The organism is Roseateles chitinivorans (assembly GCF_050632235.1).
GTDB lineage: Bacteria > Pseudomonadota > Gammaproteobacteria > Burkholderiales > Burkholderiaceae_C > Roseateles > Roseateles chitinivorans_A.
The window spans coordinates 1801763-1816170 of record NZ_CP192584.1; the positions used below are offsets into that span (position 1 = coordinate 1801763).

At 68.4% G+C, this 14408-nt stretch carries 6 protein-coding genes and 1 pseudogene; 2 read left to right on the forward strand and 5 right to left on the reverse strand.

What is annotated here, in order from left to right; all coding sequences use genetic code 11:
• Positions 1 to 1326 carry a sn-glycerol-3-phosphate ABC transporter substrate-binding protein UgpB gene (gene ugpB / locus ACQ859_RS08110; protein ID WP_431265355.1) on the reverse strand — a complete coding sequence of 442 codons (1326 nt, stop codon included), beginning with the start codon at positions 1324 to 1326 and terminating at the stop codon, positions 1 to 3.
• A 422-nt stretch (positions 1327 to 1748) separates the two neighbouring features.
• On the opposite strand from ugpB, the gene ACQ859_RS08115 reads away from it, so the two are divergent.
• A complete protein-coding gene (locus tag ACQ859_RS08115; protein WP_431266493.1) occupies positions 1749 to 5651 on the forward strand; it encodes a DUF3683 domain-containing protein in 3903 nt (1300 codons plus the stop codon).
• Between the two features lie 74 nt (positions 5652 to 5725).
• On the opposite strand, the gene ACQ859_RS08120 is transcribed toward ACQ859_RS08115, so the two are convergent.
• The 4 genes and pseudogenes from ACQ859_RS08120 to ACQ859_RS08135 all read right to left on the reverse strand — a co-directional run bounded on the left by ACQ859_RS08120 (position 5726) and on the right by ACQ859_RS08135 (position 12002).
• Positions 5726 to 7660 carry a Cache 3/Cache 2 fusion domain-containing protein gene (locus tag ACQ859_RS08120; protein ID WP_431265356.1) on the reverse strand — a complete coding sequence of 645 codons (1935 nt, stop codon included), beginning with the start codon at positions 7658 to 7660 and terminating at the stop codon, positions 5726 to 5728.
• Between the two features lie 278 nt (positions 7661 to 7938).
• Positions 7939 to 8816, reverse strand: a pseudogene (locus ACQ859_RS08125) (Bug family tripartite tricarboxylate transporter substrate binding protein).
• A 195-nt stretch (positions 8817 to 9011) separates the two neighbouring features.
• Positions 9012 to 9545 (reverse strand): hypothetical protein, encoded by a 534-nt coding sequence (locus ACQ859_RS08130; protein WP_431265357.1) that lies wholly within the window; start codon positions 9543 to 9545, stop codon positions 9012 to 9014.
• Positions 9546 to 9956: 411 nt separating this feature from the next.
• On the reverse strand, positions 9957 to 12002 hold the full coding sequence (locus tag ACQ859_RS08135) for a M13 family metallopeptidase (protein WP_431265358.1): 2046 nt from the start codon (positions 12000 to 12002) through the stop codon (positions 9957 to 9959).
• Positions 12003 to 12417: 415 nt separating this feature from the next.
• Between ACQ859_RS08135 and ACQ859_RS08140 the strand changes: the two genes are divergently transcribed.
• Positions 12418 to 14226, forward strand: coding sequence for a S8 family peptidase (locus ACQ859_RS08140; RefSeq protein ID WP_431265359.1), 1809 nt, complete (start codon positions 12418 to 12420; stop codon positions 14224 to 14226).
• Positions 14227 to 14408 lie beyond the last annotated feature (182 nt).

Sequence of the window (14408 nt, forward strand, 5' to 3'; positions counted from 1 at the left end):
TCAGGACTTGTTGGCTTTCTGGAAGCGTTCCAGCAGTTCGTTGCCACGCTTCACCGCGGCATCCAGGCCTTCCTTGGGCTGTTTCTTGCCGGCCCAGACCTGTTCCAGTTCCTCGTCGACGATGGTGCGGATCTGCGGCAGGTTGCCCAGGCGCACGCCGCGCGACTTGTCCGTCGTCTTGCGGATCATCTGCTGCACCGGCACGTCGGTGCCGGGGTTCTGCTGGTAGTAGCCGCTCTTCTCGGTCAGCTCGTAGGCCGCCTTGGTCACCGGCAGGTAGCCGGTGCGCTTGTGGCTGTCGGAGGCGACCTGCGCCTGCGCCAGGTACTGGAAGAAGGCGGCCACGCCCTTGTACTCGGCGGGCTTCTTGCCGGCCATCACCCACAGGCTGGCGCCGCCGATGATGGTGTTCTGCGGCGCGCCGGGCACGTCGGGGTAGTAGGGCAGCGTCGAGATGCCGAAGTTGAACTTGGCGTTCTTCTTGACGTTGGCGTACAGGCTGGAGGAGCCGGTCATCATGGCGCACTCGCCCGAGAAGAAGCTCGAGTCGGCGCTGTTGCCGCGGCCCTTGTAGACGAACAGGCCCTGCTTGGACATGTTGGCCAGGTTCTCGATGTGGCGCACGTGCAGCGGCGAGTTGAACACCAGCCGCGCGTCCAGCCCGCCGAAGCCGTTGTTCTTGGTCGCGTACTCGGTGTTGTGCCAGGCGGAGAAGCTCTCCAGCTGCGTCCAGCCCACCCAGCTGGTGGTGAACGGGCACTTGGAGCCGGCGGCCTTGAGCTTGGCCGCGGCGGACGCGACCTCCGGCCAGGAGGTGGGCGCCTTTTCCGGGTTCAGGCCGGCGGCCTTGAACGCGTCCTTGTTGTAGAAGAAGACGGTGGTCGAGCTGTTGAACGGGAAGCTCAGCATCTGGCCGTTGGGCGCGGTGTAGTAGCCGGCGACGGCCGGCACGTAGGCGTTGTTGTCGAACTTGACGCCGGCCTGCTGCATCACCTGGCCCACCGGGACGATCGCGCCCTTGCTGGCCATCATCGTGGCGGTGCCGACCTCGAAGACCTGCAGGATGTGCGGCGCGTTGCCGGCGCGGAACGCGGCGATGGCCGCGGGCATCGATTCGTCGTAGCTGCCCTTGTAGGTCGGGACGATCCGGTAGTCCTTCTGGCTGGCGTTGAAGTCCTTGGCCAGGTCGTTGACCCAGTCGCCGAGGGCGCCGCCCATCGAGTGCCACCACTGGATCTCGGTCTGCGCCGATGCGGCGGCGGGAGAGATCAGCGCGGCGAGCGCGAGGGCCGAGGTGGCCAGCAGGGAAGTCGGGAGGTGCTTCATGGGTCTCCGATGCTCGGGGAGGGTGGTTCTGCGGTCCGCGGGGACGTCGTCGGGTGGACGAATCCGCCGAGGGCCGGCGAGCTTATCGATCGATTGTGACACTGGCGAACCGTCCGTCGAGGGGTGGGCGACCGCAGATCCCTAGAGTCCCTCGCCGGGGATTGCCCTCTGGTGCTGGGTTAGGATTCCGACCATTGCCCAGACCGGGCCGGCCGCCGATCGCGGCCATTCGCGAACGCCACTTCCATGCCCGTGTCCAGCGGGCGCGGGGACCACAAGTCCGGGGCGCTGCCCGGTCCACGGCCACCGCTCTCTCCGCTTGTCTTTCCAGCCTGGCATCGGCGTCCGCTCCCCCTGGACGCCGGCCTGCCGCAATACCGGTGCGCGAGCACCTGGCCGCCATGAATGCACCGCATCTGCTGATGCCCGCCGACCCCGCGATGGCCGGCGACCTGAACCAGCCGCACGCGCCCGCCGCCCGGCTGCGCGAGATTCCGTACAACTACACGTCCTTCTCCGATCGCGAAATCGTCCTTCGCCTGCTCGGCGCCCGCGCGTGGGAGTTGCTGGACCAGCTGCGCACCGAGCGCCAGACCGGCCGCTCCGCGCGGATGCTGTACGAGGTGCTGGGCGACATCTGGGTGGTGCAGCGCAATCCGTATCTGCAGGACGACCTGCTGGACAACCCCAAGCGCCGCCAGGCGCTGATCGGCGCGTTGCGCCATCGTCTGGGCGAAGTGCAGCGCCGCCGTCATCCGGAAGACGATGCCAAGCGCGACGCCTGGGTCGGCGAACTGCTGACCGCGGCGGAGGCGGCGGTGGCCGCGTTCTCCCACCAGTTCGAGCAGGTGGCCGAGCTGCGCAAGCGCGCGGTCAAGGTCTTCGCGAAGACCACCGCCAAGGACAACGTCAAGTTCGACGGACTGTCGCGCGTCTCGCACGTGACCGACGCGACCGACTGGCGCGTCGAGTACCCCTTCGTCGTGCTGACCCCCGACACCGAGGCCGAGATGGCCGCGCTGGTGGCGGGCTGCTTCGAGCTGGGCCTGACGGTGATCCCGCGCGGCGGCGGCACCGGCTACACCGGCGGCGCCGTGCCGCTGGTGTGGAACAGCGCGGTGATCAACACCGAGAAGCTCGAGGCCATGCGCGGCGTCGAGATGCAGCGCCTCCCGGGCCTGGACCGCGACGTCGCGACCATCTGGACCGAAGCCGGTGTCGTCACGCAGCGCGTGTCGGACCTGGCCGAGCTGCACGGCTTCGTGTTCGCGGTCGATCCGACCTCGGCGGAAGCCTCGTGCATCGGCGGCAACATCGCGATGAACGCCGGCGGCAAGAAGGCGGTGCTGTGGGGCACGGCGCTGGACAACCTCGCCTCGTGGCGCATGGTGACGCCGGATGCGAAGTGGCTCGAGGTCGTCCGCGTCAACCACAACCTCGGCAAGATCCATGACGTCGAGGTCGCCAGCTTCGACCTGCATTACTACGACGCGACCGGCAAGACGCTGGAGCGCACCGAGCGCCTGGACATCCCCGGCCGCACCTTCCGAAAGGAAGGCCTGGGCAAGGACGTCACCGACAAGTTCCTCGCGGGCCTGCCCGGCATCCAGAAGGAAGGCTGCGACGGCCTGATCACCAGCGCGCGCTGGATCGTGCACCGGATGCCGGCGCACGTGCGCACGGTCTGCCTGGAGTTCTTCGGCAATCCGAAGGACTGCGTGCCCTCGATCGTCGACATCAAGGACTTCATGTTCGGCGAGATGAAGAAGCCGAACGGGGCGATCCTCGCCGGCCTGGAGCATCTGGACGACCGCTACCTGAAGGCCGTCGGCTACGCGACCAAGAGCAAGCGCGGCGGGCTGCCGAAGATGGTGCTGATCGGCGACATCGTCGGCGACGACGCCGATGAAGTCGCGCGCGCCACCAGCGAGGTCGTGCGCCTGGCCAACGGCCGTTCGGGCGAAGGCTTCGTCGCGGTCAGCGCCGATGCGCGCAAGAAGTTCTGGCTGGACCGCAAGCGCACGGCGGCGATCTCCAAGCACACGAACGCGTTCAAGGTGAACGAGGACGTCGTGATCCCGCTGCCCCGCATGGGCGAGTACACGCTGGGCATCGAACGCATCAACATCGAGCTGTCGCTGCGCAACAAGCTGGCGCTGATCGACGCGCTGCGCACCTTCTTCGCCAACGGCAACCTGCCGCTGGGCAAGGGCGACGACGCCGGCGAGATCCCGAGCGCCGAGCTGCTTGAAGACCGCGTGGCGCAGGCGCTGGCGTTGCTGGACGAGACCGGCCTGCAATGGCGCACGTGGATGCAGGAACTGGACCTTCCCCGTGAAGGCGACCGCTCCTACTTCGAGCAGCTGCAGGACTACACGCTCCGCGCCAGCTGGAAGCGCCAGATCCTGAAGCCGCTGCAGGACGTCTTCGCGGGCGGCGCGTTCGCGCCCATCCTCGCGGAGTGCAAGCGCATCCACAAGGAGGTGCTGCGCGGCCGCGTCTGGGTGGCACTGCACATGCATGCCGGCGACGGCAACGTGCACACCAACATCCCGGTGAACTCGGACAACTACGAGATGCTGCAGACCGCGCACGAGGCGGTCGCGCGCATCATGACGCTGGCGCGTTCGCTGGACGGCGTGATCTCCGGCGAGCATGGCATCGGCATCACCAAGCTCGAGTTCCTGAACGACGACGAACTGGCGGGCTTCGCCGGCTACAAGGCCCGCATCGACCCGGAAGGCCGCTTCAACAAGGGCAAGCTGCTGCGGCCGGGGACCGGCGGACAGGGCGGCCAGACGACCTTCGCGGATCTGACCAACGCCTATACGCCCAGCTTCGGGCTGATGGGGCACGAGTCACTGATCATGCAGCAGAGCGACATCGGCGCGATCAGCGAGTCCATCAAGGACTGCCTGCGCTGCGGCAAGTGCAAGCCGGTCTGCGCGACGCACGTGCCGCGCGCCAACCTGCTCTACAGCCCGCGCAACAAGATCCTCGCGACCTCGCTGCTGGTCGAGGCTTTCCTCTACGAGGAACAGACGCGCCGCGGCGTGTCGATCAAGCACTGGGAAGAGTTCGAGGACGTCGCCGACCACTGCACGGTCTGCCACAAGTGCGTGAACCCGTGCCCGGTGAAGATCGACTTCGGCGACGTCACGATGAACATGCGCAACCTGTTGCGCAAGATGGGCAAGAAGAGCTTCCGTCCCGGAAACGCGGCCGCGATGCTGATGCTCAACGCGACCAACCCGGAGACGATCAAGGTCGCGCGCGCGGCGATGGTCGGCGTCGGTTTCAAGGCGCAGCGCATCGCCAACAGCCTGCTCAAGCGCGTCGCGCGCAAGCAGACCGCCGCGCCGCGGGCGACGGTGGGGACCGCGCCGATCAAGGAACAGGTCATCCACTTCATCAACAAGAAGCTGCCGGGCGGCCTGCCGAAGAAGACGGCGCGCGCGCTGCTCGACATCGAGGACAAGGACTACGTCCCCATCATCCGCAACCCGCAGAAGACCTCGGCGGAAGCGGAGGCGGTCTTCTACTTCCCGGGCTGCGGCTCGGAGCGGCTGTTCAGCCAGGTCGGGCTGGCGACGCAGGCCATGCTCTGGCATGCCGGCGTGCAGACCGTGCTGCCGCCGGGCTACCTCTGCTGCGGCTACCCGCAGCGCGGCTCGGGCCAGTTCGACAAGGCCGAGAAGATCATCACCGACAACCGGGTGCTGTTCCACCGCGTGGCCAACACGCTGAACTACCTCGACATCAAGACGGTGGTGGTCAGCTGCGGCACCTGCTACGACCAGCTCCAGGGCTACAAGTTCGAGGACATCTTCCCCGGCTGCCGCATCATCGACATCCACGAGTACCTGCTGGAGAAGGGCATCCAGCTCGACAGCAAGCAGGCCTACCTCTATCACGACCCCTGCCACTCGCCGATGAAGCTGCAGGAGCCGATGAAGACGGTGAAGGCGCTGGTCGGCCCCGAGGTCATGAAGAGCGAGCGCTGCTGCGGCGAGAGCGGCACGCTCGGCGTCACGCGGCCGGACGTGTCGACGCAGGTCCGCTTCCGCAAGGAAGAGGAGTTGCGCAAGGCGGAGACGCAGCTGCGCGCGACGGGCAAGGTCGGCGCCGAGGAGAACCTCAAGATCCTCACCAGCTGCCCGTCCTGTCTGCAGGGCCTCAGCCGCTACGGCGGCGACATGCAGAACGGCCTGCTCGAGGCCGACTACATCGTCGTGGAGATGGCCCGCAAGATCCTCGGGGAGAACTGGATGCCCGAGTACGTCGCCAAGGCCAACAACGGGGGCATCGAGCGGGTGCTCGTCTGAAGGCCAGCCCCGGCTGGAGCGCCAACGAAAAAGCCCGCCTTCCGGCGGGCTTTGTTTTTGGGCGGGCCGTCGCGTCAGACGCGGAACTGTCCGACCTGCGCCACCAGCCGATGCGCCTGCTCCCGCAGGCTTTCCGCGGCGGCGGTGCTTTCCTCGACCAGCGAGGCGTTCTGCTGCGTGCCCTGGTCGAGCTGGGCGACGGCGCCGTTGATGCGCGTCACGCCTTGCGACTGCTCGCGCGACGCGGTGGAGATCTCTCCGATGATGTCGGTGACGCGCTTCACGCTGGTGACGATGTCGCGCATCGCTTCGCCGGTATCGCCGACGAGCTTGGCGCCGGACTCCACGCGCTCACCGCTGGCGGTGATCAGCCCCTTGATCTGCTTGGCGGCTTCCGCGCTGCGCTGGGCCAGGTGACGGACCTCGGAGGCGACGACCGCGAACCCGCGGCCCTGTTCGCCGGCGCGCGCGGCTTCCACCGCGGCATTCAGCGCCAGGATGTTGGTCTGGAAGGCGATCGAGTCGATCGTGCCGATGATGTCGCCGATCTGGCGGCTGGCGGCGGAGATCTCGTCCATCGTGGTCACGACCTGGGCGACGACGTTGCCGCCGCGCTGGGCCGCGCGATCCGACTCGCCGACGAGCTGATGGGCCTGCGCGGCCGACGCGGCGGTCTGGCTCATCGAGCTGGCGAGTTCCTCCAGCGCAGAGGCGGTCTCCTGCAGATGGCTGGCCGACTGCTCGGTGCGCGCCGACAGGTCGCGGCTGCCCGCGGCGACTTCCGCCGAGGCGGTGCCGATGGAATCGCTGGCCTGGCGCACCTCGTTGATGGTGCGCGACAGCTGCTGCCGCATGCGCTCCACGCCTTCGGCCAGCGCGCCCAGGTCATCCTGCTGGCGCACGAGCACCGGACGGGTGAGGTCACCCGCCGCGACCGCGCTGACGGCCTCGTTCAGGTCAGCCAGCGGGCGGCCGACCCAACGTCCGAGCATCCAGGTCACGCCCAGGCCCAGCAGCACGACGGTCGCGAGGATCAGGCCCCACAGCACCCACAGCGTCGTGTTGTGCGCCGCCAGCGCCTGCGCGCGCGAGGCTTCGGCGACGACCCACCAGCCGGTGGCCTCGGACTTGCGGGCCACCGCGAACGCATCCTTGTAGCTGTCGCCGTAGACGGCCTCGACCTTCTCCAGCACGCCGTCGCCATCGTTGGTCAGGGTCTTGACGTACTGCTCGGCCTGATCGGCCGGCATCACTTCCGACAGCTTCTTGCCCTGCGCGCGCGGGTGGGCGCGCAGCAGCGCGTCGGCCGGCGTCTTGCCCGGATCCAGCAGGTAGAGCCCGCCGCTGCCGTAGAGCTTGACCGCGTCGGCCATCTTCACCAGTTCCTGCTGCAGGCCGCGCATGTCGAAGCCGATGAACAGGATGCCGACGACCTTGCCGCCGGCGTCCTTGATCGGCGAGTAGCGCGTCATGTACGGGACCTTGAACAGCGTCGCCGGACCCACGTAGGTGTCGCCGCCGGAGAGCTTGCCGAAGGCGGCACCGGCGCGGTCCAGCGTCGTGCCGACGGCGCGGGAGCCGTCTTCCTTCTTCAGCGAGGTCGTGATGCGGATGAAGTCGTCCGAGCCCTTGCGCGCGAAGATCGTCGCCACGCCGCCGGTCCGGCGCGTGAAGCGGTCGACCGCGTCGAAGTTGCCGTTGAGCTTCTGGCCGTTGAAGGCCAGTTCGCCGTCGCCGTCCAGCGTGAAGGCGCCGCCTTCGAAGTCGCCGGCCAGCACGTCGTACAGCCGGTTGGCCGAATCCCGCGCCGTGCGGTCCAGGGCGTCCGCGACGCGCGCGACCGAGGCGGCTTCCGCCGACATGTAGTCCAGCGTTCGCTGCTGCGCCTGGTTGGTCAGCACCCAGGACAGGGTGCCGCAGATGACGATCAGGAGCACCGCGATCGCGGCACTGGACCAGATGGAAACGCGACGGGCCACCGTCGCGCGCACGGCATTGTTGTTGTTCATGACCGGACGGCTCCGCGACGAGGCGGAACGGAAGTGGTGGGAAGCCTCCTAGCGCGTCTTTCTGGTTTTGTCTTTGCGCCGGGTCAAACTGTATTGCGTATGACAGCGGACCAGTTCGTTTCAGCTACCGCCCTTCAAGGGATAACCCGGGGCTATTTCACGCTCACGTGAAGTAATGAGCGCGGGTCGCCCTCAGAGGAGGACAGCGCTATCACCTCCGGAGCGGCGACCGACCGGACGGTCGGTCATTCCGGAGGGGCGACCGTCCGGCCGTCGCGTCACTCCGCCGAGATGCCGCGGCTGCGGATCAGTGCGTGCCATTTCTGGGTTTCGGCCTGGATGAAACGAGCCAGCGCGGCAGCGTCGCCCGGTGCGACTTCGAGGCCGAAATCCTCCAGCCTGGCCTTGAGTTCCGGCTGGGACAGCGCCTTCCCGAGCTCGGCGCCCAGACGCGCGACGACAGGCTCGGGCGTGCCCTTCGGAACGAAGAGGCCCTGCCAGGCGCTGACCTCGACACCGGTCACGCCGGTCTCGTCGAAGCTGGGCACGTCGGGCAGCGCGGCGATGCGCCGGGGGCGAGCACGGCCAGCGCCTTCAGCTTGCCGGCGCGCAGGTGGGGCAGGGCGGCGGCGGTGTCGAGGATGCCCATGGGCACCACGCCGGCGATCAGGTCCTGCGTCGAGAAGGCGGTGCCGCGATAGGGCACATGGACGATGTAGCTGTTGGTGCGGTCCTTCAGCAGCTCCATCGCGAGGTGGTGCGGGCTGCCCACACCGGGGGAGGCGTAGCTGTACTTCCCCGGCCTGGATTTGATGGTGTCCAGCCACTGCTTCGCCGTGCTGAACCCGGCGTTCGGATTGACCACCAGCAGCAGCGGGAATCGGGCCATGAAGCCGACCGGCGCGAAGTCCGCCGGCGAGTACGGCAGCTTCTTGTAGAGCGCGCTGTTGAACACCATCGCGCCGTTGTCGCCGGTGAGGATCGTGTAGCCGTCCGGCGGCGACTTGGCGGCGTTGTCGGTGCCGATGATGCCCGCGGCGCCGGGCTTGTTGTCGATGATCAGCGTCTGCCCCAGCGCCTTGCCGAGCACCGGTGCCAGCTGGCGCGCGAGGAAGTCGGAGCCGCCGCCTGCCGGATAGGCCACCACCCACCGCACCGGCTTGGTGGGCCAGGTCTGCGCGCGGGCCGCTGTGGGCCAACCGAGCGCGCCGGCCGTGGCGCCCAGGGCGCCGGTGATCAGCAGGGAACGGCGCGCGGCATCGGGGGGCGGACAGGCATGGATCAGGTCTCCGGGTGGTCGTGCCGGCCATCCTAGCCAGCCGCCGGGGGCGCCCCTCCCGGAACAACCCGATCAACGCCCGTCGGCCATCGCGGCGCTGGCCGAAGCCGGCGCCGCGCCTGCGGCCGTCGGCGCCATCTCGAGCAGCGCGATGCGGCCGCCCATGTCGTCGTCCAAGGACTGGTTGCGGAAGACCACCTGCATCACATAGAGCGTGTCGCGCGCCGCCCCTTGGCATTGCAGCGCACGCACGGCGCGGCGCACCGGGATGCGGTAGACGAGGGGGCCGCGCTCCTGCACGTCGCTGATGACCTGACCGTTGAGCCGGAAACTGATCGTGGACACGCCTTCCTGGCCTTCACGGAACTGGAGCCGGTTCAGGCGGTCGCCGAGTGCCTTGTCGACACCGGGGCAGGTGGCCCGCACGTCGGTGCGAGGAATCTCGCCGGGGCGGCGGCCGGAAATCTCCACGCGCTGCAGATCGTCGGGGGCGGCCTGTGCGGCGCCGGCGGTCAGGACGGCGAAGACCGCGCCGGCGGCGAGGCTGGCGGCGGCGCGGAAGAAATTCGTGCGGACGAGGCGGGCGGGGCGGGTGGTGGCGTGCATGTCGTGCTCCTGTGGGCTGAGGAACCGTCGCGGCCCGCATCACGGTGGCGGAACGATCGGTCTTTTTTCAGCGTAGGCAGCACCAGGGCATCGACCAAGCGGTGCGCGACCAAGCGTCGAAGCCAGGGGGCCAAGCGCCCGAATTCCGCGATGAAACGCATCGGCGACCGACGGGCAGTGAATCGACTTTCCCCAGTATCCATCGGGTTAAAAGTCATGCACGACGATCGACTCGACGTGTCATGACAAGGCGGTGACAAGACCTGACCCTGCGCGTGATCCTTCGGGTTCATGACTTCCGCGTGTGCATCCCGAAAGGCATGGGTCCTGAATGGCACGGGGCCTGCCGCGCCTCACGTCGGGCAGGCCCCGGAGGCCGCGGCGACGTCTCGCCGCGGCGGGTTCAGCGCGTCACCAGACCTTGATCGGATCGGCGGCCACCATGGCGTCGCCGGCCTTGCAGCTGAAAGCCTTGGCGAACTCCGGCATGTTGGACATCGGCGCCAGCACGCGGAACTTGCCCGGCGAATGCGGATCGGTGCGCAGCTGGTTCAGCAGCGCCGCCTCGCGCGTCTTGTTGCGCCAGACCATGGCGTTGGACAGGAAGAAGCGCTGTTCAGGGGTGAAGCCGTCGATCTTGTCGGGGGTTTTGTCCTGGCCCGTGCGGCGCAGCGCGTTCTGCAGCGCGTCGAAGGCGATCGGCATGCCGGCCATGTCGGAGATGTTCTCGCCCAGCGTCAGGCGGCCGTTGATGTGCGTGCCCTTGACCGGCTCGTAACTCTCGTAGAGCGCCACCACGCGGTCCGCGCGCGCCGTGTAGTTCTCGGCGTCGGAGGCGGTCCACCAGTCGTTGAGGCTGCCGATGCTGTCGAACTGCCGGCCGCGGTCGTCGAAGTGGTGGACGATCTCGTGACCGATCACCATGCCGATGCCGCCGTAGTTGACGGCGTCGTCGGCCTTCGCGTCGAAGAACGGCGGTTGCAGGATGCCGGCGGGGAAGGTGATCTCGTTGAGACCGCCGGCCTGCGCGTTCACGATGTACGGCGACATCGTCCAGCGCGTGCGGTCGCTCGGGCGGTCCAGGTCCTTGATCTGCTCGCCGTGGAACCAGGCCGCGGCGCGCAGCTGGTTGCCGGCGAAGTCCTTGGGATCGAGCGTCATGCCCTCGTACTTCGGCCAGGTCTGCGGCGCGCCGATCTTGGGCTGCATCGCCTCGAGCTTCTCCAGCGCCTTGACCTTGGTTTCGGGATTCATCCAGGTCAGGTTCTGGATGCGGGTCTTCATCGCGGCCTTGACGTCGCCGATCAGCAGCGTCGCGCGGCGCTGCGCCTCCGGCGAGAAGGCCTTGGACACGAACAGCTCGCCCAGCGCCAGGCCCAGCGGGCTGCCGCCGGTGCGGCCGCCGATCAACTGGATGACTTCCTCGTTGCGCGGCATCGGCTGCTCGAGCCCGGAGATGGCCACGCCGCGGTAGTCGAAGTCGGCCTCGGCGAAGGCCTTGGGCAGTCGGGCGGCGCTGTTCTCCAGCACCCGCACCCGCAGGTAGGTCTGCCAGGTGGCGAGCGGGACCTTCTCGGCCATCTGCGCGACACGGGCCATGAACTCGGGTTGCGCCACGATCAGCCGCTCGACGCCGCCGGGCCGGGTGTCGCTGCGCGTCAGCGCCTTCAGGTAGGCGTCCCAGGCGAGTCCCGGTGCCTTGCCGGCCAGCTCGGGCGTGGTCATCGGGTTGTAGACCTTGAGCGGATCGCGCAACTGCGCGCGCGGCGTCGTCGCGTCGGCCAGCTGCGTCTCGAAGGCCATCAGCGCGTCGATCGTCGCCGGCGTGGCGTCGAAGCCGGCCGACGACAGCAACCGCTGCGCATACAGGCGGTAGGCCGTGCGCAGCTTCTTCGCGATGTCGGTGTCCTTGGCGTAGTCGTCGCGATCCGGCAGGCCCAGGCCCGACTGGCCCAGCGTCAGCACATTCACGCGGGTGTTCTTGACGTCGGCGCGCACGAAGGCGCCCACCGGCGCGGCGATCCCCACGCGGCCGAGCTGCGCCAGCGCGGAAGGCAGGTCCTGCGCCGACTTCATGGCCGCGACGCGGTCCAGCAGCGGCTTGACCGGCTTCAGGCCCTGCGCCTCGATGGCCGCGCGGTCCATGCCGCTGGCGTAGTACGCGGCGACCTGCTTCAGCCCCGGTGACTTCTGCAGCGCGGGCTTGGCCAGCAGTTCCGCCAGCGCGTCGCTCAACAGCCGGTCGTTGGCCACGCGCAGGGCGTCGAAGCTGCCGATGCGGGTGCGGTCGGCCGGCAGTTCGGTGCGGGCGACCCACGGGCCGTTCACGTAGTCATAGAAGTCGGCGCAGGGCTGCACGTCCGGCGAGAAGCTCGCGACATCCAGCGCGCGGGCCGGCGCGGCGGCCAGGGCCAGGGTGGAAGCGGCCGCGGCGGCGATCAGGCGTAGGGGAAACATGGTTATCTGTCACCAATGTGTGGCGAAAACGACAAGGCGCACAGGCTAATCGAGCCCCTCCGCCCCCGCCATCCGAGGCGTCCCGCGCATGGCTTCCGGCACCCCGGGCACGCCGTTCGCGCGGACGCGCAAACCGGGCGCAAACCTTACGAATCAGCGCGTTAGGCGTAAGGAAGGGGCGATTGGCGGATGAAATGGTGCGTTTTGACACAAAAAGGTTATAGGGGTATTCCTTCCTGTTAACTGTTTCAGGTGGGTCGGTTGGCGCCCAACTGTCTTCCTACACTGCATCGCACACCAATCGGAGTTGGCCGATGGGTGTGCCCCACCAGAGGTGCCAACGCGCCAGGGCGTTCGGGGCTTTGCAGGCGTCGGTGAACCCGGCGCCGATCGAGGAACTCTGGAGATGACAAGCATGTTGCGATTGAACAAGCTCAGCGTCGCGCTGGCTGTGGGTCTCGTCACGATGGGCGCCGCCCAGGCGGGCGTGTCGTCGGTGGACATCGACAAGGCCCCGCGGCAACTGAGCGAACAGACCGATCGTCTGATCGTGAAATACAAGGACGGCAGCACCGTCGTGCAAGGGCGCCTGGGCGCCGCGATCCAGGCGCGCTCGGTGGCGAGCGACGCCATCGGCGCCCGCACCGAGCGCCTGCAGCAGCTGGCCGCCCCGCTGGGCGCCCGCCTGTCGCTGGTGCGCCAGATGGGCACCGGCGCCCACGTGTTCCGGCTGGACCGCCGGATGAACCTGCAGGAGCTGCGCGACCTGGGCGACCGGATCAAGGCGCAGGACGCCAACGTCGAGTACGTCGAGCCCGACCGCAAGATGCATGCGCTGTTCGTGCCGAACGACAGCAGCTACGGCCAGCAGTGGGACCTGTCCGAGACCGCCGGCGGCATCCGCGCGCCGCAGGCCTGGGACCAGGCGACCGGCACCGGCGTGGTGGTGGCGGTGATCGACACCGGCTACCGGCCGCATGCGGACCTGTCGGGCCAGATCGTCGCGGGCTACGACATGATCGTGGACACCACCGTCTCGGTGGACGGCAACGGCCGTGACAACGACCCGACCGACCCTGGCGACTTCAACGCCGCCAACGAATGCCAGGCCGGCGATCCGGCCGCCACCTCGAGCTGGCACGGCACGCACGTGGCCGGCACGATCGCAGCCAAGACCAACAACAACCTGGGCGTGGCGGGCATCGCCTTCAACGCCAAGGTCCAGCCCATCCGCGTGCTGGGCAAGTGCGGCGGCTACACCTCCGACATCGCCGACGGCATGACCTGGGCGTCGGGCGGCTCCGTGTCCGGCCTGCCGGCCAACACGACGCCGGCCAAGGTGCTGAACCTGTCGCTGGGCGGCGGCGGCGCCTGCGACACCACGACGCAGACGGCGATCAACGGCGCGCGTTCGCGCGGCGCCAGCGTCATCGTCGCGGCGGGCAACGAGAACCAGAACGCCTCCAATTCCAGCCCGGCCAACTGCTCGGGCGTGGTGGTGGTCGCGGCGACGGACCGCAACGGCGCGCGGGCGTACTACTCGAACTACGGTTCGATCGTGACCCTGGCGGCACCGGGCGGCGACGTGCGTTCCAGCGCCAGCAACGGCATCCTGTCGACCCTGAATAGCGGCACCAGCACGCCGGGCAGCGACAGCTACGCCTACTACCAGGGCACCTCGATGGCCACGCCGCACGTGGCGGGCGTCGCGGCGCTGCTGTACAGCGCCAAGCCGACGGCCACGCCGGACGAGATCACCGCCGCGCTCAAGAGCAGCGCCCGGGCCTTCCCCGGCACCTGCAGCCAGTGCGGCTCCGGCATCCTGGACGCCAACGCCGCGATCACGGCGATCAAGGGCGGCGGCGGTGGCGGCGGCACGATCCCCGAGGTCGAGCCGAACAACAGCCGCAGCGCGCCGCAGACGATCAGCGCACCGGTCAAGGTGACGGGCAGCCTGTCCTCGTCCGACACCAACGACTACTTCAAGATCACGCTGCCGGCAGGCAAGACCCTCAGCGCGACCTTGACGCCGGCCGCCGGCAAGGACTTCGACCTGTACCTGCAGAACAGCAGCGGCACGCAGCTGAAGGCCAGCGAGAACGGCGCCGGCGCCGTCGACAGCTTCACGTACACGAACAGCGGATCGTCCTCGATCGTCGTGTACGTGCGGGCGCTCTATTACTCGGGCGGCAGCGGGACCTACTCGCTCAACCTGGGCTGGTAATGCGCTCGCCAGGACTTGCCATGCTCCTCGTTTGGTAAGCCGGGTGCCTCGGGCCCGAACGGGGCTCCCGTTGAATCCCGCCAGTGAAAGCTGGCGGGATTTTTTCGTTCGCACCGGCGAAAGGGCGGCGGGCATCGGGCGGGGGAGCGGGCCGCTACACTGCCTCCTCGATTTCCAACGCG

Bases quoted from the DNA above. Each gene is read 5' to 3' on its own strand.
- ugpB (WP_431265355.1), bottom strand. From the start codon at position 1,326: ATGAAGCACCTCCCGACTTCCCTGCTGGCCACCTCGGCCCTCGCGCTC.
- ACQ859_RS08115 (WP_431266493.1), top strand. From the start codon at position 1,749: ATGCCCGCCGACCCCGCGATGGCCGGCGACCTGAACCAGCCGCACGCG.
- ACQ859_RS08120 (WP_431265356.1), bottom strand. From the start codon at position 7,660: ATGAACAACAACAATGCCGTGCGCGCGACGGTGGCCCGTCGCGTTTCC.
- ACQ859_RS08130 (WP_431265357.1), bottom strand. From the start codon at position 9,545: ATGCACGCCACCACCCGCCCCGCCCGCCTCGTCCGCACGAATTTCTTC.
- ACQ859_RS08135 (WP_431265358.1), bottom strand. From the start codon at position 12,002: ATGTTTCCCCTACGCCTGATCGCCGCCGCGGCCGCTTCCACCCTGGCC.
- ACQ859_RS08140 (WP_431265359.1), top strand. From the start codon at position 12,418: ATGTTGCGATTGAACAAGCTCAGCGTCGCGCTGGCTGTGGGTCTCGTC.